Consider the following 21,012-nt stretch of genomic DNA (forward strand, 5'->3'; position numbering starts at 1 on the left):
TCTGATCGCCTATCGCCGTCGCCACGACCATCTGGTCGAGAAGCGCGCCGAGACGGTGTTCGAGAGCGAGTGGGGCGGCGAGTGGCGCGCGATGTCGTTCTGGAACAAGGCGACGGGCAGCGAGCAGGTCGCGCTGGTCAAGGGGCGGATCGATCCGAGCAAGCCGACGCTGGTGCGGATGCACGCGCTGTCGCCGTTCGCCGACCTGTTCGGCGAGGGGGGCGAGCGCGGCGGCCTGCTGCGCCGCTCGATGCGGATCATCGCCGAGGAAGGGGCGGGGGTGGTGGTCGTCATCAACCGTCCGCGTCCCGATGGCCTCACCCTCGCGATCCATGCCCGCAGCGGTGCGCCGGTGCCCGACATGGAGGAACTGCGCGACTATGGCGTCGGCGCGATGATCCTGAACGAACTGGGCGTCGAGGACATGGTGCTGCTCACCAATACCCACCACACGCTGGTCGGCCTCGATGGCTATGGCCTGAAAATCGTCGGCGAACGGCCGATCACGGAGAATTGACATGGCGAAGGTCCTGATCGTCGAGGCCCGGTTTTACGACCATCTGAACGACCTGCTGCTCGACGGCGCGCGCGCGGCGATCGAGGCGGCGGGGCATAGCCACGAGACGATCACCGTGCCCGGTGCGCTGGAAGTGCCCGGCGCGATCGCGATCGCCGATGCGTCCGAACACTATGATGCGTTCGTGGCGCTGGGCGTCATCATCCGCGGCGAGACCTATCATTTCGAGGTCGTGTCGAACGAGAGCGCGCGCGGGATCATGAACCTGAGCCTTGAGGGCGTCCCCGTCGGCAACGGTATCCTGACCGTCGAGAACGAGGCGCAGGCGCTGACGCGGGCGAAGCGCGACGAGAAGGACAAGGGCGGCGAGGCGGCCAAGGCTGCGCTGGCCATGCTCGCGCTGCGCGAGCGGTTCGCGGAATAGCTCCGGGCGAGCCGATCCTATCGGTCGTCCCTTTCGGTTGACATACACCTGATGGTAGACTCACGATCGCCATCGGGGGGCGGTCATGGTAAAAATATCCTTGGTTGCGGCACGGCGGATACCGGCACCGGCTTGGCTGATGCTTGCGCTCGTCGGCGGTTTCGTCGCCGGGACGGTATCGGGCGAGCGCCCTGCCGCGCTGACGATCGCCGGTCTGATCGGTGGACTGTGGCTCGATCTGCTACGGATGACGATCGTCCCGCTGGTCTTCACGCTGGTCGTGACCGGGGTTGCCCGGCTGCGTTCGGCGACCGGGCAGGAAGGGGGCGATCTGGGGAAGCGGCTGGCGATCGTGATGATCGGGCTGCTTTTCCTGTCGGCGATCGTCGCGGCGCTGGTCGCCCCGTTGCTGATCGACCTTTTCACGATTCCGCACGACAGCATCGTCGCGCTGCGCACCATGTTTCCCGCAGCGGTGCCCCCGGTCGTGCCCGGACCCGTCGAGGCGGTGCGTGCGATGATTCCCACCAATCCGGTCGCGGCGGCGGCGGCGGGGGCGATCGTCCCGCTGGTGATCTTCGCGCTGGTCCTGGGCGTTGCGGTCGGCCGAATCGAGGAAGAGCGGTCCGCTGCATTGGTTCAGGCGCTCAACGGTCTGGCCGACGCCATGGTGATGGTGATCGGCTGGGTACTGCGGGTCGGCGCGCTGGGGATCGGCGCGCTCGCCTTTTCGGTAGGGGCGTCCGCGGGGGTGAGCGTGCTTACCATTCTGGCGCAATATGTCGCCGCCTCGCTCGCGCTGTCGGTGCTGTTGATCGCCATCGGGTACGGATGGATGCGCTTCGCCAGCGGCGTCCCGCCCTGGCGCTTCGCGCGGGTTGCGGCACCCGCCCAGGTGATTGCGGCGAGCACGCAATCGTCGCTCGCAACCCTGCCTGCGATGATCCTCGGCGCGCGCTCGCTTGGCATCGGTGATCGCGATGCGTCAGTCGCGCTGCCGATCGCCGTTGCGGTCTTTAAGATCACCGCACCGTCGAACACGCTGCTGGTGGCGTTGACGCTGGCATGGATGGGCGGCGTCGCGGTGTCGCCGGTCCAGATCGCCATGGCGATACCGCTGGCGGTGCTCTCAAGCCTGATGATCCTTGGACTTCCGGGCGCGATCAGCGTCTATGCGAGCGCCGCGCCGACGGTCATCGCGCTGGGTGCGCCGATCGAGTTGCTGCCCATCCTCGCTGCGGTCGATGTGATCCCCGACATGGCGCGAACCGTCGCCAACGTCACCTACGACCTGATCGTGACAGCGACGGTGGCGCCCGTCACGCCGGTCGGGTTCGAGTGCGAAAGTGACAGTTTGGCGTAAGCTCGCGAGATGACGGCATTCATGCCTGTCGTTTGGGATATGCCCGACATTCGATCCTGATCGAGAACGTCGATCGGGTCCGCCGGGGCGGAGCGGCGAGCCGCCCCCGGTTGAACGGCGGGTCAGATGGGCCGGGATCGGCATCCGGGCGTCCCCTGTGGGTCCAAAGTTTACAAAGTTTACACTTGCGACGGTGTTGCGTGCGCCATGGTCAGGGACCGCACGGTTCCGGTCGCAGGGCGTTATCCGTGCCTGTCGGCTATGGTCCGGTGTCCACCCCATGGCCAAAGTTTACAAAGTTTACACTTGCGACAGCGTCGCGAGCGTCGTGTCCGGCACTGTCAAGGAACGGCCGCATCCCCGTCACGGGCCGGCATTGCAACCGTAGCAGCCGCCCCGGATGTAGGACAGGCCGGCCGTTGTCGCGCCTGCCGTCATGGTGCTACCGTTTGGGATCGAGCGGACGTCGGGGGGCGCCATGTCGGATTTCGAATTCATCTTCGCGTTGTTCGGGTTGCTGCTCGGGCTGTCGATCGCCGAGGTGCTCGGCGGGTTCGCGCGGGCGATCGAGCGGCGGTTGCGGCCGGGCAGCGTGGTGCGGATCGGCTGGCTGACGCCGCTGCTGGGTATCTTCGTACTGCTCGACCTGTTGTCGTTCTGGCAGGCGGCATGGACGGTGCGCGACGTGGTGGGCGTGTCGGGCAAGGCGTTGATGGCGGTGACGGGCTTCGCCGGTGCCTATTACCTCGCGGCGCGGCTGGCGTTTCCGAGCGACAGCGACGAGACGACCGACTTCGACCAGCATTTCTTTCGCGTCCGCCGGATCGTGATCGGGGTGCTGGCGGTGCTGCTGGCGTGCCAGTTGGCGTGGTACGCCAGCGTGCCGGTGCTGGCGGTGCATCTGCTGCGCTGGCTGCCGATCGTGCTGACGGTGGTCCTCGTCGCATTGATGGCGGCGGCGATGTGGGTGCGCGGCGAACGGGCCGCGCGGATCGTCATGGTCGCGCTCGTCGCGCGCTATGTCGTCGTCTATCTGTTATGAGGCCGTGCCGTCCGGCGGCAGGTCGTCGACCGCTTCGCCGGCGACTTCCCCGGCCGGGACGACCGCTGTGGGGCGGATCATCAGGAAGGTGCCCGACCACACGCCGGGAATGTCCCAGCGGCCGCTGATCTCGCAGCCGTCGTCGCTCAGCGCCCCGGCATAGACGACCATGTCGGCATAGCCCTCGCTCTCGTCGTAGAATTTGCTGAACGCGACCTTCGCGCCCTCACGGTGGCCGTCGATCGCGGCGGCGATCAGCGCGCCGGGGGGCACCGAGAACAGGTCCGGCTCATGCACCGTGCCGACGATCGATCCGCCGAGATCGGCGAGGTCGGCCTCGAACGCGGTCGGGGGATGGGTGTGGGGATAGTTGAAGATCCCGCTCCACTTGCCGGTCAGGTCATGGCTCACAGCGCGCGCGCCTCCTCCACGATCAGGACGGGCACGCCGCCCCGGACCGGATAGGCGAGACCCGCGGCATGGCTGACCAGTTCGTTCGCCGCGACGTCATGTTCCAGCGGCGTGCGCGTGACCGGGCAGACGAGGATCGAGAGGAGCCACGGGTCGAGCGTCATTGCAGCGTCGCCTCGTCCTCGTCGCCGTGGCGGCCGAAGAACTGCATCAGTTGCACGATCAGCTCGGCGCGGTCGGACAGGCGGTCCACTTCGAGCAGCGCCTGTTTGGCGGCGACGTCGAACGGGGCGATCTGGGCGATGCCGTTGACGAGGCTCTCGTCGTCGAGCCGGGCGACCGAATCCCAGTCGACCGCATAGCCCTGCGCATCGGCGAAGCGGCGCGATTCCAGTTCGAGCGAGGCCCGCTCGGCGAGCGCCAGCGTCGCGTCCGCCTCGGCCGGCAGCAGCTCGGCCTCGACCTGGCGGAAGGCGGTGGTGACGTCCAGTTCGCGCAGGATGCGGAAGCGGGTGACGCCCTGCAACACGATGTCGTAGCGGCCGTCGGCCTGCGCCTCGACATCGATGATCTGGCCGACGCAGCCGATGTCGAACAGCGGCACGCGGTCGCCCTCACCGCCCGCCGGACGCGGCTGGATCATGCCGATCCGCCGGTCGCGGGCGAGCGAATCGGATACCATCGCCCGGTAGCGCGGCTCGAAGATGTGCAGCGGCAGGTGCATGTTGGGAAACAGCAACGCCCCGCTCAGGGGAAAGATCGAGACGCGCGCGCTCATCCGAACAGGATCGCGGACAATTTGCGGCGCTGCTGCGACACCCATGGGTCCTCAAGGCCGACCGCCTCGAACAGTTTGAGCAGTTGCTGGCGCGCGGCGTCCTCGTTCCAGCTCCGGTCGGCGGCGACGATCGCCAGAAGCTGCTCGGCGGTGCCGTCGCGGTCGCCCGCCGCCATCAGCGCGCCGGCAAGGCGGAAGCGCGCGTCATGATCGTCCGGCTGCGCGGCGACCTCGGCCTTGAGGCCCGCCAGATCGTCGACCGGCTGCGCGTCGCGGGCGAGCGCGAGGGTGGCGCGCACCTGATCGACGGCGGGCAGTTTGGCGACCTCGGGCGGCAGCACGTCGAGCGCGGTCTGCGCGGTGTCATGGTCGCCCAGCGCCAGCAGCGCGCGGATACGGCCGATCAGCACCTGCGGATGGGTCGGCGCGATTTCCGCGACCTGTTCGAAGATCGATAGCGCGCGCATCGCGTCGCCCTCGCCCAGCGCCTGTTCGCCCATCGCCACCAGCGGTTCGATGTCGGGGCCGGCGGGCTCGGCCGGCTCGACCGGCAACTGCTGCAGCAACTGGTCTAGCATCTGGCGAAGCTGGCTTTCGGTGCGTGCCTGCGTCAGATCGGCGACCAACTGCCCCTGGAACATCGCATAGACCGTCGGGATCGAGCGGATCTGGAATTGGGCGGCGATGAACTGGTTCTTGTCGGTATCGATCTTGGCCAGCACCACGCCCCTGTCGGCATAGTCGGCGGTGACTTTTTCGAGGATCGGGGTCAGCGCCTTGCACGGGCCGCACCATTCGGCCCAGAAATCGATGACGACGAGCTGCGTCATCGACGGTTCGACGACATCGCGGCGGAACGCCTCCACGGCTTCCTTTTCCGGGGCGGTCAATCCAAGCGTGGCCAAGCGTCGATTCCTTTGTCCGTTGGGGAGCGCCCCTATGTGGGCATGACGCGGGACATGCAAAAGAGTTTCTTTTTAGGGTTGCGCGACCCCGAACCCCCGGCTAATAGCCCGCCTCACCCCAGCCGGTTCGCCGGTTCGGACAGACGCCAGAGCGGGCGTAGCTCAGGGGTAGAGCACAACCTTGCCAAGGTTGGGGTCGAGGGTTCGAATCCCTTCGCCCGCTCCAGCGTGTTGCCGCAAGATAGCGGCAGCTATCTAGCGACAAAGCAACACGCCCGGCCAGCGACGCAGAGCGTCGACTGACGATATGGCTTTGCCATGTCGTGCCCCGCGTGCTCCCCCCGATTGCGCTCCGCCCCACCAGATGCGACAGCGGCCTTCCGCTCGCCCCTCGTGGATCAGGACGCCATGCCCGGTACGGCCTCGCTATTGCTCGTCACCCATGTGTTCGTACGGCAGGGGCCGCGCGGCGTGCAGATCGACGATCAGACGGCGGCGGGCATCGCGCAGTGGCGGCGGCATTTCGATTCGCACGACGATGCGCCGGGGTAAGGGGGTAGGGCAGTGCGGGTAACCGCGCGGCCGCGTGCCTCGATTGGGTGGCGGGGACCCGTGGGGAGCGGGCCAGCACCAAACCAGCGCGAACCGCCTTACCCCATCAACGCCCATGGCACGCCCAGCCCGAGCGCGAGGCGCAGCGCGATCCAGCCGCCGAACAGGGTGGCAAAGGCGAGGGTGAGCGCCACGTCCTGCGCGACGAAGGCGACGCCGATGCGATATTGCGCGCGCAGCAGCGAGAGGTAGCGCACCAGCTCGCTCGCCGGGAGCGCCAGCAGCGCGCCGGGCATGCCGCCCCAATGGAAACCCAGCGGCAGCACCGCGCCCATCACCGCGAAGCGCAACAGGTTGGCGGTGCTGACGTTGCTCGGCTTGCCGCCGCCGAACACGGTCGCTTCACCGAGCGAGGCGAGGACCGCGATCCAGCTTCCCGCCAGCAGCACGCATACCATCCATCCCGCCGCCGCGAAGCGCGCGCCGTAGAGCGCCAGCACCGCCATGTCAGCCCATGCCATGACGGTGGCGACGCCGATCAGGACGAGGATCAGGAAGTGCGCGCGGGTGCGGCCCAGTTCGCGTCGCGCGGTGCTGCCCGGCGCGAATCCGCCGTCGTTGTGGGCGACGAAGGGAAAGACGACCTGAAACCCCAGCCGCCCGGCGACCGTATTGGGCAGGTCGCCGATCGAGCGGGCAAGGCCATAGATGCCGAGCATCGCCAGCGTCACCACCGCGCCCAGATACAGCCGGTCGATATAGATCGCGGCATAGAAGGCGAGCGAGGAGAGCATGATCCATTTGCTGTAATGAACGATCTCACGGACATGGGCGCGGTCGAACCGCAGCGTGGGGCGGCGGTGGAGCAGCGGGTAGGTGAGCGCCGAGCGCAGCGCGAACGACAGCAGGATCGCGAGGATCGGCGCCCACGCGCTCCGCAGCGTCACCGCCAGCGCGACGGTGATGGCGAGGCCCGCCGCCTCGCTGCCCAGTTCGAACAGGTTGCGGCGCTTCACCTCCAACTGGCGCGCCATGGTGTAGGGCGCGGTCGACGTCAGCGAGGTGAGGAGCGGCGCGGCGCTGAGCGCGATCATCAGCGCGACGTCGATGCCGTAGGAGCGCGCGAGCAGCGGTGCGAGGGCGAGACAGGCGAGCGAGACGATCGCGCCGCGCAGGATCTGCATCGTCCAGATGGTGTCGAGGAAACCGCCGTCCTCACCGTTCGGGCTGCGCACGACATTCTGTTCGAAGCCGAAGTCGGACAGCAGTTCGCAGCCGTTGCGGATCGCCTGCGCGATCACCGCCACGCCCATGATCTCCGGCCCCAGCACGCGCGACAGGATGATGTTGCCGCCGAAGCGCAGCGCGGTCGAGGCGACATAGGTGCCCATCGTCCAGAACGACTTGGCCCTGATCGAAGAGGAGGTGCCGTTCATCGTCGGGTCGGTGGTCCTGCCGGGGAAAGGGCGGTTGCTTAGCGGGTCGCGACCGGCGTGGCGAGGAGGGTGATCTGGCGGGTGGCCGAACCCGTGATCTGGACGAGATAGCGGCCGGGGCGAAGATCGAACTCCACCAGCTTGGCGATGCCCGAACAGGCAAGGCCGTGGCCGTGGGCGACCGACGGCAGCGGCGCTCCGTCGCGGATCATGTCGATCCATGCACGATCGCCGAGCGCGATCTTGTAGCGGCCCGCTCGCTCCACCGTGATCCCGAACAGCCCGGCATGGCCCGCGCCCTTCGGGGGAAGGAACGCAAAGCGCACCCCGGATCGCGGCAGCAGCGTCGCGCGGACCGTTTCGCCCGGGCGGATGCGCATGGCGCGGGCGGCATCGGCCCCGGCGGTCACGGCGGTCGGGCGGGTCCAGCTCCGCAATTCCGCCGGCAGCGGGGCCGGGGTCGCCGGGCAGGGGGCGGCTGCCTGCGGCAAGGCAAGCAACAGGGCAAGGGTGGTGAGCATCGGCGGTTTCCCCAAGGGCGTCGGCCGCGAGAGTCGCACATCCGCCACCCCCTTGCCAGCGCGGCGCTTTCGGATGGGCGGCGGGCATCCTACATGCGTCGGGGTGAGCGAACCCCTTCCCGCCCCGCTTGCCGACTGGTTCGCCGCGCGTGGGTGGCGGCCGAGGCGGCACCAGATCGACATGCTGGCGGCGGCGCAGGCGGGTAGCCATGCGCTGCTGGTCGCGGCGACCGGCGCGGGCAAGACGCTGGCCGGGTTCCTGCCGACGCTGACCGAGTTGATCGCGGCGCCGCGCGACGGGCTGCACACGCTGTATATCTCGCCGCTGAAAGCGCTGGCGGTCGACGTGCAGCGCAACCTGCTGACCCCCATCGCCGAGATGGACCTGCCGATTCGGGTCGAGACGCGCACCGGCGACACCCCGTCCGATCGCAAGGCGCGCCAGCGCAGCAAACCGCCGCATATCCTGCTGACGACACCCGAGTCGCTCAGCCTGCTGCTATCCTATCCCGATGCGCCGACGCTGTTCGCCGGCCTGCGGACGATCGTGATTGACGAGGTTCATGCCTTTGCCACCGACAAGCGCGGCGACCTGCTGGCGCTCGGCCTTGCGCGGTTGCAGCGGCTGGCGCCGGATTTGCGGCGAGTGGCGCTGTCGGCGACGGTCGCCGATCCCGACGGCTATCGCGCGTGGCTGGCCCCCGACGGCGACATCGACACGGTGATATTGGTCGAGGGCGAGGCCGGGGCCGATCCCGACATCCGTATCCTGCTGCCGACCGACCGGGTGCCGTGGTCGGGCCATTCGGGGCGCTATGCCGCCGGACAGGTGATGCAGCAGATCGAGGCGCATCGCACGACGATCGTGTTCTGCAACACCCGCAGCCTTGCCGAGCTGATCTTTCAGGATTTGTGGAAGGCGAACGACAAGCAACTGCCGATCGGGGTGCATCACGGCAGCCTCGACCGCGAAGCTCGGCGCAAGGTCGAACAGGCGATGGCCGATGGCAGGTTGCGCGCGCTGGTCGCGACCGCCAGCCTCGATCTGGGCGTCGACTGGGGCGATGTCGACTGCGTCATCCAGATGGGCGCGCCCAAGGGATCGTCGCGGCTGCTGCAACGCATCGGCCGCGCCAACCACCGGCTGGACGAGGTGTCGAAGGCGCTGCTGGTGCCGGGCAACCGTTTCGAGTTTCTCGAAGCGCAGGCGGCACTGGACGCGGTGGAGGCGGGGGAACTCGACCCCGACCGGTTCCGCCCCGGCGCGCTCGACGTGCTGGCGCAGCATCTGATGGGCTGCGCCTGTGCCGCACCGTTCGCCACTGCCGACATGCTGGACGAAGTGCGCAGCGCGCTGCCCTATTCGGCGCTCGACGGCGACACGTTCGACCGGGTGCTGCATTATATCGCCGAGGGTGGCTATGCGCTGAAGGCCTATGACCGGTTCAAGCGGTTGCGGCTGGGCGACGATGGGCTGTGGCATGTCACCAAACCCGCGTTTGTTGCGCAGCATCGGCTGAACGCCGGGATCATCGTCGATGCGCCGACGCTCGACGTGCGGTTCAAGAATGGCCGGCGGCTGGGGACGGTCGAGGAATATTTCGCGTCGACGCTGACGCCGGGCGATACGTTCTTCTTCGCGGGCATGAGCCTTGAGGTCGAGAAGATCGAGCTGACCGATCTGGTGGTGCGGGCGTCGAGCAGGCCGGCGCGGATTCCCAAATATGGCGGCACGCGGATGGCGCTGTCGACCAGCCTTGCCGACCGGGTGCGCGGCTTTCTTGCCTCGCCCGGCGAATGGCATCGCTTCCCCGAAGACGTGCGCGAATGGCTAGAGATACAGGCGCGGCGATCGGTGCTGCCGGGCGCGCAAGAGCTGCTGGTCGAGACGTTTCTGCGCGAGGGGCGGCATTACATGGTCGCCTACAGCTTCGAGGGGTGGAACGCACACCAGTCGCTCGGCATGCTCATCACGCGGCGGATGGAGGCGATGGGGCTGAAACCCATCGGCTTCGTGGCGAACGACTATGCGCTGTCCTGCTATGGTCTGGAGCCGATCACCGATCCGCAGGCGCTGTTTTCGCCCGATATATTGGAGCATGAGTTCGTCGACTGGGTGCAGCAATCGGCGCTGCTGAAACGGGCGTTCCGCGAAGTGGCGGTGATAGGCGGGCTGGTCGAACGTCAGCATCCGGGCAAGCGCAAGACCGGCAAGCAGGTGACGTTCTCGACCGACCTGATCTATGACGTGCTGCGCAAATACGAGCCGGGGCATCTGCTGTTGCAGGCGGCGTGGGACGATGCGCGGGCGCGGATGACCGATGTCGGGCGGCTGGCGACGCTGCTGGAGACGGCGCAGGCGCGGATGCGGCATGTGGCACTCGACCGGATCAGCCCGCTGGCGGTGCCGGTGCTGGTGCTGATCGGGCGCGAGCGGATGGAGCAGGGGTCGTCGGCGGAGGATGCGCTTTTGGCCGAGGCGGAAGCGTTGGCGGCGGAGGCTATGACGCTGGATTGATCGGTCGGTCGGAAGAAGGAGGTTGGTTCACGCGAAGGCGCGGAGACGCGGAGGAGAAGGACAGAAGGGTTTTTCGCGCAGAGGCGCAGAGGCGCGGAGGGGGTGCGTTCGGGGCGACGCTGCGCGACCGGGAGACGTTGTGCTGGCTGCTCCGATGGAAAGAGGCCGCTTGCGCGGGTGATGTTGCCGCAAGCGGAACCCCTCCGCGCCTCTGCGTCTCTGCGCGAACCAAATCTTCTTCGTGCCTTCGCGCCTTCGCGTGAATCAATCCGACCGTTACGCCTGCGCGGCTTGATGCGAACCGGAACGACCGGCATAGCGCCACCGATGGTTCGTCTTTCGTTCGCCGGACATGAATTTTCTGCCCTGCGCGAAGGGGCGCTCTATTGGCCTGCGCGGCGCGCGTTGCTGTTCGCCGATCTTCATTTCGAGAAGGCGAGCTGGTTCGCGCAGTTCGGGCAGATGCTGCCGCCCTATGACACGCTGGAAACGCTGGCCGGGATCGAGGCGCTGGTCGCGCGGACGGACCCGCGCGAAATCTGGTGCTTAGGCGACAGTTTTCACGACAGCGCCGGGTGCGACCGGTTGTCCGGGGAAGCGCGGGCGCGGCTGCGCGCGTTGACCGGCGGGGCCGAGTGGACGTGGATCACCGGCAACCATGATCCGGTCGTCGCCGATCATTGCGGCGGACGGGTGGTGGCCGAGGCCGAGGTCGACGGGCTGGTGCTGCGCCACGAGGCCGAGCGCGGGGAAACGCGCCCCGAACTGTCGGGGCATTTCCACCCCAAGCTCAGGGTACAGGTGCGCGGCAAGTCGGTATCGCGGCGCTGCTTCGTCGCGACCGATACCAAGCTGATCCTGCCTGCCTTCGGATCGCTGACCGGCGGGCTCGACGCGCGCCACCCAGAGATCGTCCGCGCAGTGGGTACGGCCGCCGAGGCGCTGATCGCGCTCGACGACCGGTTGCTGCGGTTCCGGCTGGCGGCGTAGCGGATCAGGCGGTCGCCGGCGCTCCCACCGGTCCGACATCGGCGGGTTCCCCGCGCGAATAGGTGCCGGTCAACAGCCCCGCCGCGAGTACCCGCCCGGCCATCGCCTCGACCAGCGCGCTGCGGCCGGGGTTGGGATCGAGGCCCGGGCCGTCGCCGAGCGCGAAGAGCTGGAACGCATAGCGATGCTCGCCGTGGCCGGTCGGCGGATCGGGTGGCAGCCAGCCTTCGCGCAGATAGCTGTTGCGGCCGACATCGCCGTGTCCCGCTGCGCCATCGCCATCGGGGCGGATGTCGCCTTCAGGCAATTGCCCATCCTCCGGCGGCAAATCCCACAGGATGGCATGGACCAACGGTTGCGGGGCGGGCGCATCGGGGTCCTCGACGATCAGCGCCAGACGTCGCGTGCCCGCCGGCACCCCGCGCCAGTGGAGCGGCGGCGACAGTCCTTCGCCATCGGCGGTGAAGCGTTCGGGCAGCCGCTGTCCGTCGGCGAAGGCGAGACTCGACAGATCGAGGCTGTCGAAACTGCCGAGCGCGGGATCGACGATCGTCAGCTTGGAGGCGCCGGCGCGGACGCCGCGCAGCAATGCCCCGAGCCATGCCGGTACGTGTTCGAGCATCGCGCATCTCCCTGTAGCCGTGATGTATGGAGGGATAACCGGTGAAGCGGCGGCGGGGTCCGTCATATCCTCGCCAAAATGCGGCGATGGCGGCTGCATCCAATCGGCCGGTCGCCCGTTTCCCCGGCCAAGGCGACACAGGATCGCCGACCGATCGGGAGAGCCGGCAACCCCCTCGTCCCCCAGGAATTCCGATCATGACCCATATCGACGATCGTCCGCGCCTCTCGCTCGCGTTGCAGGGCGGTGGAGCGCATGGTGCCTATGGCTGGGGCGTGCTCGACCGGCTGCTCGACGAGGATTTGCCGATCGTCGCGGTCAGTGGAGCCTCGGCGGGCGCGCTGAACGGCGCGGCGCTGGTCAGCGGCCTGGTGGAAGGCGGGCGGCCGGGGGCGAAGGCGGCGCTCGAACGGTTGTGGCGCGGCGTGTCGCGGCGTTCGCCGCTCAGGGCGTTCGATTTCGACATGTATTGGGCGGGGCCGTTGTTCGAGCCGGTGCTGCGCCGCTCGATCGAACTCAGCAAATTGTTCGGCCGCTATGTCGCGCCCTTGTCGCCCGACCTGCGCGACATGCGCGCGCTGCGGGGCGTCGTGGCCGACAGCATCGACCTGAGCACCCTCGCCGCGCCGCAGGCGGTGCCGCTGCACATCGCCGCGACCAGGGTGTCGAGCGGTGCCGCACGATTGTTCAAGGGCGGCGAGATCACGCTCGATGCGCTGATGGCCTCGGCCTGCCTGCCCGAATTGTTCGGGCCGGTCGAGATCGAGGGGGAATGCTATTGGGACGGCGGTTTTTCCGCCAACCCCGCCCTCGAACCGCTGATCTTCGACGGGCATGGCCAGAGCGACCTGCTGATCGTGCAGATCACGCCGTTTCTGACGAAGGAAACCCCCGACACACTGGTCGAGGTGATGACGCGGATGAGCGACATCGGCTTCAACGCCTGTCTGTTGCGCGACCTGAAGGCGTTGACCGAAGTACAGGCGATCGCGCGGCAGGCGCCGCCGATCACCGACAAGTTCACCGCGCTGGCCGACACCAACCTGCATCTGATGGAAGCGCCGCATGCGCTGGCCGAACGGGGGCCGTCGGGCAAGAGCGACACGCGCTGGTCGCAACTGGAGGCGCTGCGCGATCTGGGCCGGGCGACGGCGGATGCGTGGTTGCGCGACAATGCCGGATCGTTCGGGCGGGCGTCGACGCTCACAGCGTTGCCCGAGGCGGTGGCGGCTTGAGGGGGGATTGGTTCACGCGGAGGCGCGAAGAAGAAGGGTTTTTCGCGCAGAGGCGCAGAGGCGCGGAGGGGTTGTGGACGCGGCAGCGTCTCTCCTCTCCCACGATGCGGTATGGAACAGCGCCATTCGGCGCGAGACGATCGTGCGCCCTAACCTCTCTGCGCCTCCGCGCCTCTGCGCGAACCAAATCTTCTTCGTGCCTTTGCGTGAAACCCGCCTCAGCCAGTAACGATCGACCCATCACACACCGTCACCGGCCACGGGGTCAGCGACTGGCCAGGGCATGGGCCGCCGAGACACGCGCCGCTGGCGATGTCGAACAGCGCGGCGTGCCAGCCGCAGACGATCGCCGATCCATCGGGCGTTAGATAGCCGTCGAGCGTCTGCGCCAGCGGCAGGCCCATGTGCGGGCAGCGATCGACATAGCCGACGACGCCGTCGCCGGTGCGCACCACGAAGCCGTGGAACCGCCCGGCACGCAGTTGCAGGACATAGTTGCGTGCCGCGCCCTCGGCGACGTCACCCAGCGGCCCGAGCGTCACCCCGGCCGGCGTCGCGAAGACCCGGTCGTCGCTCATCCCGGCAGCTTCGCCCTGGCAAATCCGGTCCAGACATCGTCGTAATCGAGCTGCATCGTCGGCGTCGTCATCGCCCAGAGGGTCGGGCGAACGACGTGGCGCGTCTCGAACATGAAGGCCATGGTGTCGGCGATCCGGTGCGGCTTCAACTCGGCGGCGACCGCCTTTTCATAGCTCGCCTGATCGGGGCCGTGGCCGTTCATCTGGTTGTGGAGCGACGCGCCACCCGGCGCGAAGCCGCCTTCCTTGGCATCATAGGCCCCCGTCACCAGCCCCATGAACTCGCTCATCACGTTGCGGTGGAACCATGGCGGGCGAAAGCTGTCCTCCGCCACCATCCAGCGCGGCGGAAAGATCACGAAGTCGCAATTGGCGGTGCCGGGTGTGTCGCTTGGGCTTGTCAGCACGGTGAAGATCGACGGGTCGGGATGGTCGAACGACACGGTGTTGATCGTGTTGAAGCGCGTCAGGTCATAGCGGCACGGCGCCAGATTGCCGTGCCACGCCACCACGTCGAACGGCGAATGGTCGAGCGTGGTGGTCCACAGGCCGCCCTGGAATTTCTGGATCACCTCGCAAGGGGTATCGCGGTCCTCGAACCACGCGGCGGGCACCTCGAAATCGCGCGGGTTGGCGAGGCCGTTGGCACCGATCGGCCCGAGGTCGGGCAGGCGGAACAGGCTGCCGTAATTCTCGCAGACATAGCCGCGTGCTTGGCCGTCGGGGAGTTTGATCCGAAAGCGCAGCCCGCGCGGGATCAGCGCGATCTGGAGCGGGGTGATGTCGATCCGACCCAGTTCGGTATCGATCGCGAGGCGTCCGTGCTGCGGCACGATCAGCAACTCGCCATCGGCCGAGAAGAACGCGCGGTCCATGTCCTTGGTCGCGGCATAGAGATGGATGCCGACCCCGGTTTGCGTGGCGACGTCCCCGGTCGCGCCATAGGTGACGAGGCCGTCGACCCAGTCGGTCGGTTCGGTCGGCAGCGGCAGCGGGTCCCAGCGCATCCGGTTGGGGCTGGGCGGCGGACCGTCGATGGGTGCGGACTTGAGGTTCGCTGCGCCGGTGTAGGGCACGAACGCGCCGTGGTTGGCGGTGGGGCGCAGGCGGTAGAGCCAGCTTCGCCGGTTCTCGTGGCGCGGCGCGGTGAAGGCGGTGCCCGACAATTGTTCGGCGTACAGGCCGAAGGGAACATGCTGCGGACTGTTGCGGCCGATGGGGAGCGCGCCGGCGACCGCTTCGGTGGCGACATGGTTGGCGAAGCCGGGGTGGTAGGTGGAACCGGGCATGATCCTCTCCTTCGCCCTTCTTCATTCCGGCGCAGGCCGGAATCCATGGACAGGCGACGTTACGCTTCTATCGATACCAGCCGTTACCATGGGCCCCGGCCTTCGCCGGGGTGACGGTTGGCGCTTGCCGCCCGCCGGGCCGTCAGTCGCGGCGAAGCCGCGCTTTGTGGCCCGGCTCCGCTGCGCTGGCCGGTCGACGGCAGCGCCTGCGCGCTGCACCGCGACCGAAGCTGACGCTTCGGTCTTTGGTCAAGCGTCGACGGTGATGACCCCCCGCCGGATCTGATCCAGTTCGATGCTTTCATACAACGCCTGGAAATTGCCGTTGCCGAACCCCTCGTTGCCCTTGCGCTGGATGATCTCGAAGAAGATCGGCCCGAACATCGGTTCGGTGAAAATCTGCAACAACAGCCCTTCGTCGCCGATATTGCCGTCGATCAGGATACGGTTGCGCCGCAGCCGTTCGAGGTCCTCGCCGTGGCCGGGCACGCGCTTGTCGACCAGTTCGTAATAGGTTTCGATCGTGTCCTGCAGCTTCACACCGCGCGCGCGCAGCTTTTCGACCGTCTCGAAGATGTCGCTGGTAGTGAAGGCAAGGTGCTGTATGCCTTCGCCATTATAGTCGCGGATGAATTCCTCGATCTGGCTCTTGTCGTCCTGGCTTTCGTTCAGCGGGATGCGGATCGCCTTGTCGGGCGCGATCATCGCCTGGCTGAACAGGCCGGTCGCCTTGCCCTTGATGTCGAAATACTTCTGTTCCTCGAACCCGAAGATCTGGTTGTAGAAGGTCGACCACGTCCGCATCTGCCCACGCTTGACGTTATGGGTCAGGTGGTCGAGCAGATCGAGGCCGACATTGTTCTCGGCTTCGGCTTCCGCCGCGCCGGGCACTTGTTCCCAGTCGTCGTAGAGCGATCCGGCATCGCCGTGGCGGTCGACCAGATACAGGAGCGAGCCGCCGATCCCTTCCAGCGCATAGCCTTCGCCAAGCGCGCCGTGCGATGCGTCAGCGGGCTTCGCGCCGCGTGCGATCGCCGCGTCGAACGCCGCGCGGGCATCGCCGACCCGGAACGCCATCCCTGCCGCCGACGGTCCATGCTGCGCAGCAAAGCTTGCAGCATGACCATCCGTGATGCGGTTGAGTAGCAGGTTGATCCGCCCCTGCTTGTAGCGCACGACATCGCGTGTCGGATGGCGCGATGCGGCGACGAAGCCGAATTGTTCGAGCTGCCGGCCCATGCGTTCGACGTCCGGTGCGGAGAATTCGCAGAACTCGAACCCGTCGAGGCCCATCGGATTGACGTCCATATGCTCCATCGTCGCATCCTCTCAATCTGGTATCAATTGTTACAATGCTGCGCCTCTCCTGTCGTGAAGTCAAGCGCTTCCCACGACGCCGCATGCAGCCGTGTGGCAAGGTGATCGACGAACGCGGTCACGGCGGCGCTCGGTTGCGGCCCGTGGATCGCGAGGATGCCGAGGTCGTGCGGCCCCTCCCACGCCGGCAACACCCGCACCAGCCGACCGTCGCGCAACGGCTCGCCCACATCCCACAGCGAGCGCAGCGCCACGCCGACCCCGCCCAGCGCCAGTTCGCGCACGACCTCGCTCGAATTGGTTCGCACCGCGCTTGCCCCCTCGATCAGCGCGCGGCGTCCCGGCGTCAGCAACCGCCACGGCAATTGCCCGTCGGCGGCGAGCAGCCGGTGGCGCGCGAGATCGTCGGGCGTCGTCGGCACGCCCGCCGCGGCGAGATAGACCGGGCTGGCGCACACTACCCGCCGGTTGGTCGCCAGCCGCCGTGCGGTGAGGCCCGGCGGTACGCGATCGGTGATGCGGATCGCGCAATCGATCCGTTCTGCCGCCAGATCGACATAGGCATCGGACAGCAGCAATTCGAACGCGATCGCCGGGTGGTGGCCAAGAAAGCCGCCCAGATGCGGCGCGATGTGCAGCCGCCCGAACGACGTCGGTGCCGCCACCCGCAACCGGCCCGACGGCACCGCCGCCGCCCCGCCGACCCGCGCCTCCGCCGCCGCCAGCGCCGCGAGGATGTGGGTCAGATCGGCATGGAGTTGCGCGCCGGCGGCGGTCGGATGCAGCCGCCGCGTCGTCCGTTCGACCAGTCTTGCGCCCAGCCGCGCCTCCAGCCGCGCCAGCCGTTTCGAGACGGCGGCGGGGGACAGGCCATGCGCCCGCCCGGCGGCGGCGATGCTGCCGGCATCGACGATCGCGACGAACAGCGCGTGATCGGGGTCGAGCGTCATTCGTTCCTCCAGCGAACGGCTGTGCTGCGATCATCGCCGCTACCGATGGGAAAGGCGAGGGGCTATGTCGTCGCTCAAGATAATGATGTTGGGCGAAAGGAAGCGGTAATGGCGCAAACCTATGTCGAACGGGCCGGTCTTCAGGTCGCGACCGACCTCGCGACCTTCGTCGAGGAGCAGGCGCTGCCCGGCACCGCCATCGATCCCGCCGCCTTTTGGGACGGCGTCGCCGCGATCCTCGCCCGGTTCGCACCCGACAACCGCGCGTTGCTTGCCCGGCGCGATGCGTTGCAGGTGGAACTCGACGGCTGGTTCGCCACCCGCGCCGGACAGCCGATCGACCCGGCCGAACAGGAGATGTTCCTGCGCGCGACCGGCTATATCGTCGCCGAACCCGCGCCGTTCACCATCGATCCGGCGAACGTCGACGCCGAGATCGCCTCGCTCGCCGGGCCGCAACTGGTCGTACCCATCCTCAACGCGCGCGTCCTGCTCAACGCCGCCAATGCGCGCTGGGGCAGTCTCTACGATGCGTTCTACGGCACCGACGCGCTGCCCGGCATACCCAAGTCCGGCGACTATGACGCGGCGCGTGGCGCGCAGGTGATCGCCCGCGCCAGGGCGTTCCTTGACGACGCGGTGCCGCTGGCCGGCGCGAGCTGGCGCGACTGGCGGGGCGGCGATCCGTCGCTGGCCGATCCCGATCAGTGGATCGGACGGTCGGGCGACAATCTGTTGCTGCGCCACCATGGGCTGCACATCGAACTGGTGATCGACCACACGCACCCGATCGGGCGCGCTGATCCGGCGGGGCTGGCCGATGTCCTGCTCGAATCGGCGCTGACGACCATTTGCGATCTGGAGGATTCAGTCGCGGCGGTCGATGCGGCGGACAAGGTCGCCGCCTATGCCAACTGGCTGGGGTTGATGCAGGGCACGCTGACCGCGCGCTTCGCCAAGGGCGGGGCAAGTGTCGAGCGCCGTCTGGCCGGGGATCGGCGCTATGTCGCGCATGACGGCGGCACCATCACGCTGCCCGGCCGGTCGCTGCTGTTCGTGCGCAATGTCGGCCATCTGATGACCACGCCCGCGCTGCGCCTTGCCGATGGTGGCGAGGCGCCCGAAGGCATCCTCGACGCGATCGTCACCAGCCTGATCGCGCTCCACGACGTGAACGGGCCGCGTGCCAACAGCCGCGCCGGATCGATCTATATCGTCAAGCCCAAGCAGCACGGGCCGGAGGAAGTAGACTTTACGAACACGCTGTTCGACGCGGTCGAGGATTTGCTCGCGCTGCCGCGTCACACGATCAAGATTGGGGTGATGGACGAGGAGCGCCGCACCTCGGCCAATCTCGCCGCGTGTATCCATGCGGTGCGCCACCGTATCGTGTTCATCAACACCGGCTTTCTCGACCGCACCGGCGACGAAATGCACAGCGCGATGCGGGCCGGGCCGATGATTCCCAAGGGAGAGATGAAGGCGACGCCGTGGATCGCCGCCTATGAGGACCGCAACGTCCAGATCGGCCTTGCCTGCGGGCTGGGCGGCCGCGCGCAGATCGGCAAGGGCATGTGGGCCGCGCCCGACCGGATGGCCGACATGCTGGCGCAGAAGATCACGCATCCCCGCAGCGGCGCGAGCACCGCATGGGTCCCGTCGCCCACCGCCGCGACGCTGCACGCGCTGCACTATCATGCGGTCGATGTTGCGCAGCAACAGCAGCGGCGGCGCGCCGAACCGGTCGCGCCGCTGGCCGATCTGTTGCGCGTGCCGGTCGCCACCGGGCGCAACTGGGAGCCGGCCGAGGTCGCGCGCGAACTCGACAATAATATCCAGGGGATCCTCGGCTATGTCGTGCGCTGGATCGATCAGGGGATCGGTTGTTCCAAGGTGCCCGACATCCACGATGTCGGGTTGATGGAGGACCGCGCGACGCTGCGCATCTCGTCGCAGCATGTCGCCAACTGGCTGCTCCACGGCGTCTGCACCGCCGCCGATGTCGATGCGGCGTTCGCGCGGATGGCGGCGAAGGTCGATGCGCAGAATGCCGCCGATCCCGCCTATCGCCCGCTGACGGGCAGCGACGGCCCGGCGATCCGCGCCGCCCGCGCGCTGGTGTTCGAGGGGTTGGATCAGCCCAGCGGCTATACCGAGCCGCTGCTCCATGCGTGGCGCGCGCGGGCGAAGGCGGGGTAGCCTGGGCCGGATCGACATTCAACGAAATGCCGTCCCAATCTGCTCCCCTCCCTGACAAGCCCAATCTGCTCCCCTCCCTGACAAGGGAGGGGGCGGGGGGGGGTCGGCCCGAGAGGAAACGTAAGCGCTCCAAAACCGGCCNCCACCCCCAACCCCTCCCTTGTCAGGGAGGGGAGATGCAGGAGCCGCGGTCTGGCTGAACGTCGATCGGTCCTAGCCCGCCGCCACGCCGCCGGCGGCGGGTTCCAGCGCGTTGATCGCGGCGTGGACGCGCGCCTCGATCTCGTCGCGCGGCAGGCCGGCGGGGATCGGGTCGAGGAAGCGGATGGTGATCGTCCCCGGTCGCGCGGCTCCCTTGCGCCGCATGCAGCGGCCGCTGTCGAGCGCGACCGGGACCACCGGCATCCCCAGCGCCTTGTACAGTCCGGCGAACCCCGATCGTAGCGGAGGCGCGTCCCCCACCGCCACCCGCGTGCCTTCGGGAAAGATCAGCACCGGCCGGTTCTGCGCGCGCGCCACCGTCGCTTCGCGCAGCATCGAGCGCAGCGCCTTCGCCGAGGCATCGCGGTCGACCGGGATCGCGCCATAGGCCCGTGCCGCGCGGCCCCAGAACGGCATGTCGGCCAGTTCGCGCTTGAGCACGATCAGCGGGCCGTCGATCCGCTGCGCCATTTCCAGCGTCTCGAACATCGACTGATGCTTGACCGCGAACAGATAGGGACCCGCCGGTGCCGTCCCTTCGATCCGTACCTTCACCCCCAGCAACCAGCGCGCGAGGAAGCGGTGCGTCGCGATCCAGACATGGGCGTGACGGAGCATCGCCCGGTGCCCGAAGCGGGCGGAGAGCGGCGCGCTGACCACGATCGGTGCCGACACGGTGTAGAAGGCGATACGGAACAGCCACGTCCGAACCCACGCGATCATAGGTCGATCCCCAGCCGCATCACGACCCCCCGCACCAGATATTTGTTATATTCGCCGAACAACAGCCCGAAGCCGGGATGCCCGGCCACCGGGTCGCGCACCACCCGTACCGAATTGCCCAGTGCATGGCGCAGTTCCATCGCCGCACGCGCCATATGCCAGTTCGACGTGACCAGCCGGACCGACCGGTAGCGGTTGCGCCGCACCCAGTCCGCCGTCTCGTCGGCGTTCGAGCGGGTGTCGACCGCTTCGTGGCCCAGATCGACGCAGCAGCGGAACAGCCGCTTCGGCCCCTTGACCACCGCCGCCAGTTCCATCGGCCGGACATCGGGATCGACGCCGGTGACGAGCATCCGTTTCGCGCTGCCCTGTTCGATCAGCGCCAGTCCGCGCTCGATCCGCCCCGGAGCGCCGGTCGGCACGACGATGCCGTCGGTCCGC

The 21,012-nt window shown here is 68.0% G+C and carries 21 protein-coding genes, 1 tRNA gene and 1 pseudogene; 10 read left to right on the forward strand and 13 right to left on the reverse strand.

Annotated elements, in window-relative coordinates:
- From ASE78_RS19655 to ASE78_RS15745, 4 genes and pseudogenes are all read left to right on the forward strand, one after another.
- Positions 1 to 517 (forward strand): annotated as a pseudogene (locus tag ASE78_RS19655) (3,4-dihydroxy-2-butanone-4-phosphate synthase); the annotation flags it as partial.
- A 1-nt stretch (position 518) separates the two neighbouring features.
- The gene (gene ribH / locus ASE78_RS15735; protein WP_056498384.1) at positions 519 to 941 is read left to right on the forward strand and encodes a 6,7-dimethyl-8-ribityllumazine synthase; all 423 of its coding nucleotides are present in this window, start codon (positions 519 to 521) and stop codon (positions 939 to 941) included.
- Between the two features lie 139 nt (positions 942 to 1,080).
- Positions 1,081 to 2,304: a dicarboxylate/amino acid:cation symporter gene (locus tag ASE78_RS15740; RefSeq protein WP_056498386.1), complete on the forward strand. Its 1,224-nt coding sequence runs from the start codon at positions 1,081 to 1,083 to the stop codon at positions 2,302 to 2,304.
- Between the two features lie 478 nt (positions 2,305 to 2,782).
- Positions 2,783 to 3,346: a hypothetical protein gene (locus ASE78_RS15745; RefSeq protein WP_056499175.1), complete on the forward strand. Its 564-nt coding sequence runs from the start codon at positions 2,783 to 2,785 to the stop codon at positions 3,344 to 3,346.
- Here ASE78_RS15745 and ASE78_RS15750 read toward each other — a convergent pair.
- From ASE78_RS15750 to ASE78_RS15760, 4 genes are read right to left on the reverse strand one after another with little or no spacing between them, the layout of a single operon-like run.
- The gene (locus tag ASE78_RS15750) at positions 3,341 to 3,757 is read right to left on the reverse strand and encodes a hypothetical protein (protein ID WP_056498388.1); all 417 of its coding nucleotides are present in this window, start codon (positions 3,755 to 3,757) and stop codon (positions 3,341 to 3,343) included. The two genes, ASE78_RS15745 and ASE78_RS15750, sit on opposite strands and share 6 nt — an antisense overlap.
- Complete coding sequence (locus tag ASE78_RS18405; RefSeq protein WP_082467269.1) at positions 3,754 to 3,921, reverse strand: Trm112 family protein; 168 nt, start codon at positions 3,919 to 3,921, stop codon at positions 3,754 to 3,756. The genes ASE78_RS15750 and ASE78_RS18405 overlap by 4 nt, the downstream gene beginning before the upstream one ends.
- Positions 3,918 to 4,535 (reverse strand): LON peptidase substrate-binding domain-containing protein, encoded by a 618-nt coding sequence (locus tag ASE78_RS15755; RefSeq protein WP_055757443.1) that lies wholly within the window; start codon positions 4,533 to 4,535, stop codon positions 3,918 to 3,920. The genes ASE78_RS18405 and ASE78_RS15755 overlap by 4 nt, the downstream gene beginning before the upstream one ends.
- Complete coding sequence (locus ASE78_RS15760; protein ID WP_056498391.1) at positions 4,532 to 5,425, reverse strand: tetratricopeptide repeat protein; 894 nt, start codon at positions 5,423 to 5,425, stop codon at positions 4,532 to 4,534. The genes ASE78_RS15755 and ASE78_RS15760 overlap by 4 nt, the downstream gene beginning before the upstream one ends.
- 166 nt (positions 5,426 to 5,591) lie before the next feature.
- Between ASE78_RS15760 and ASE78_RS15765 the strand changes: the two genes are divergently transcribed.
- Positions 5,592 to 5,666, forward strand: a tRNA-Gly gene (locus ASE78_RS15765).
- Positions 5,667 to 5,848: 182 nt separating this feature from the next.
- Positions 5,849 to 5,992 carry a hypothetical protein gene (locus tag ASE78_RS18790; protein ID WP_156349057.1) on the forward strand — a complete coding sequence of 48 codons (144 nt, stop codon included), beginning with the start codon at positions 5,849 to 5,851 and terminating at the stop codon, positions 5,990 to 5,992.
- Positions 5,993 to 6,090: 98 nt separating this feature from the next.
- On the opposite strand, the gene ASE78_RS18795 is transcribed toward ASE78_RS18790, so the two are convergent.
- Both ASE78_RS18795 and ASE78_RS18800 read right to left on the reverse strand, forming a co-directional pair.
- Positions 6,091 to 7,428: an oligosaccharide flippase family protein gene (locus ASE78_RS18795; protein ID WP_156351529.1), complete on the reverse strand. Its 1,338-nt coding sequence runs from the start codon at positions 7,426 to 7,428 to the stop codon at positions 6,091 to 6,093.
- Between the two features lie 38 nt (positions 7,429 to 7,466).
- A complete protein-coding gene (locus tag ASE78_RS18800) occupies positions 7,467 to 7,949 on the reverse strand; it encodes a hypothetical protein (protein WP_056498395.1) in 483 nt (160 codons plus the stop codon).
- A 73-nt stretch (positions 7,950 to 8,022) separates the two neighbouring features.
- On the opposite strand from ASE78_RS18800, the gene ASE78_RS15780 reads away from it, so the two are divergent.
- Together ASE78_RS15780 and pdeM are read left to right on the forward strand one after the other, a co-directional pair.
- Complete coding sequence (locus ASE78_RS15780) at positions 8,023 to 10,467, forward strand: ligase-associated DNA damage response DEXH box helicase (RefSeq protein ID WP_082467270.1); 2,445 nt, start codon at positions 8,023 to 8,025, stop codon at positions 10,465 to 10,467.
- Positions 10,468 to 10,794: 327 nt separating this feature from the next.
- Positions 10,795 to 11,457: a ligase-associated DNA damage response endonuclease PdeM gene (gene pdeM / locus ASE78_RS15785; RefSeq protein ID WP_056498397.1), complete on the forward strand. Its 663-nt coding sequence runs from the start codon at positions 10,795 to 10,797 to the stop codon at positions 11,455 to 11,457.
- A gap of 4 nt (positions 11,458 to 11,461) precedes the next feature.
- Here the strand turns inward: pdeM and ASE78_RS15790 are convergent, their stop codons facing one another.
- On the reverse strand, positions 11,462 to 12,079 hold the full coding sequence (locus ASE78_RS15790; RefSeq protein ID WP_056498399.1) for a YbhB/YbcL family Raf kinase inhibitor-like protein: 618 nt from the start codon (positions 12,077 to 12,079) through the stop codon (positions 11,462 to 11,464).
- Positions 12,080 to 12,276: 197 nt separating this feature from the next.
- Between ASE78_RS15790 and ASE78_RS15795 the strand changes: the two genes are divergently transcribed.
- A complete protein-coding gene (locus ASE78_RS15795) occupies positions 12,277 to 13,314 on the forward strand; it encodes a patatin-like phospholipase family protein (RefSeq protein ID WP_056498401.1) in 1,038 nt (345 codons plus the stop codon).
- 218 nt (positions 13,315 to 13,532) lie between these two features.
- Here ASE78_RS15795 and ASE78_RS15800 read toward each other — a convergent pair whose 3' ends face one another.
- From ASE78_RS15800 to ASE78_RS15815, 4 genes are all read right to left on the reverse strand, one after another.
- Positions 13,533 to 13,892: a Rieske (2Fe-2S) protein gene (locus tag ASE78_RS15800; protein ID WP_056498403.1), complete on the reverse strand. Its 360-nt coding sequence runs from the start codon at positions 13,890 to 13,892 to the stop codon at positions 13,533 to 13,535.
- Positions 13,889 to 15,181, reverse strand: coding sequence for a homogentisate 1,2-dioxygenase (hmgA, locus tag ASE78_RS15805; RefSeq protein WP_056498404.1), 1,293 nt, complete (start codon positions 15,179 to 15,181; stop codon positions 13,889 to 13,891). Before hmgA ends, ASE78_RS15800 begins: the two co-directional genes overlap by 4 nt.
- A 249-nt stretch (positions 15,182 to 15,430) precedes the next feature.
- Positions 15,431 to 16,498, reverse strand: a complete 1,068-nt coding sequence (hppD, locus tag ASE78_RS15810; protein WP_056498406.1) for a 4-hydroxyphenylpyruvate dioxygenase — start codon at positions 16,496 to 16,498, stop codon at positions 15,431 to 15,433.
- A gap of 23 nt (positions 16,499 to 16,521) precedes the next feature.
- Complete coding sequence (locus ASE78_RS15815; protein WP_056498408.1) at positions 16,522 to 17,448, reverse strand: LysR family transcriptional regulator; 927 nt, start codon at positions 17,446 to 17,448, stop codon at positions 16,522 to 16,524.
- A gap of 108 nt (positions 17,449 to 17,556) precedes the next feature.
- Between ASE78_RS15815 and ASE78_RS15820 the strand changes: the two genes are divergently transcribed.
- Positions 17,557 to 19,647 (forward strand): malate synthase G, encoded by a 2,091-nt coding sequence (locus tag ASE78_RS15820; protein ID WP_056498411.1) that lies wholly within the window; start codon positions 17,557 to 17,559, stop codon positions 19,645 to 19,647.
- A gap of 213 nt (positions 19,648 to 19,860) precedes the next feature.
- On the opposite strand, the gene ASE78_RS15825 is transcribed toward ASE78_RS15820, so the two are convergent.
- A complete protein-coding gene (locus tag ASE78_RS15825) occupies positions 19,861 to 20,571 on the reverse strand; it encodes a lysophospholipid acyltransferase family protein (RefSeq protein WP_056498412.1) in 711 nt (236 codons plus the stop codon).
- Positions 20,568 to 21,012 (reverse strand): YdcF family protein (locus ASE78_RS18805; protein WP_156351562.1); only part of this gene is annotated, 445 nt, incomplete at its 5' end. The genes ASE78_RS15825 and ASE78_RS18805, both read right to left, overlap by 4 nt.

Source organism: Sphingomonas sp. Leaf25 (genome assembly GCF_001421635.1).
GTDB lineage: Bacteria > Pseudomonadota > Alphaproteobacteria > Sphingomonadales > Sphingomonadaceae > Sphingomonas.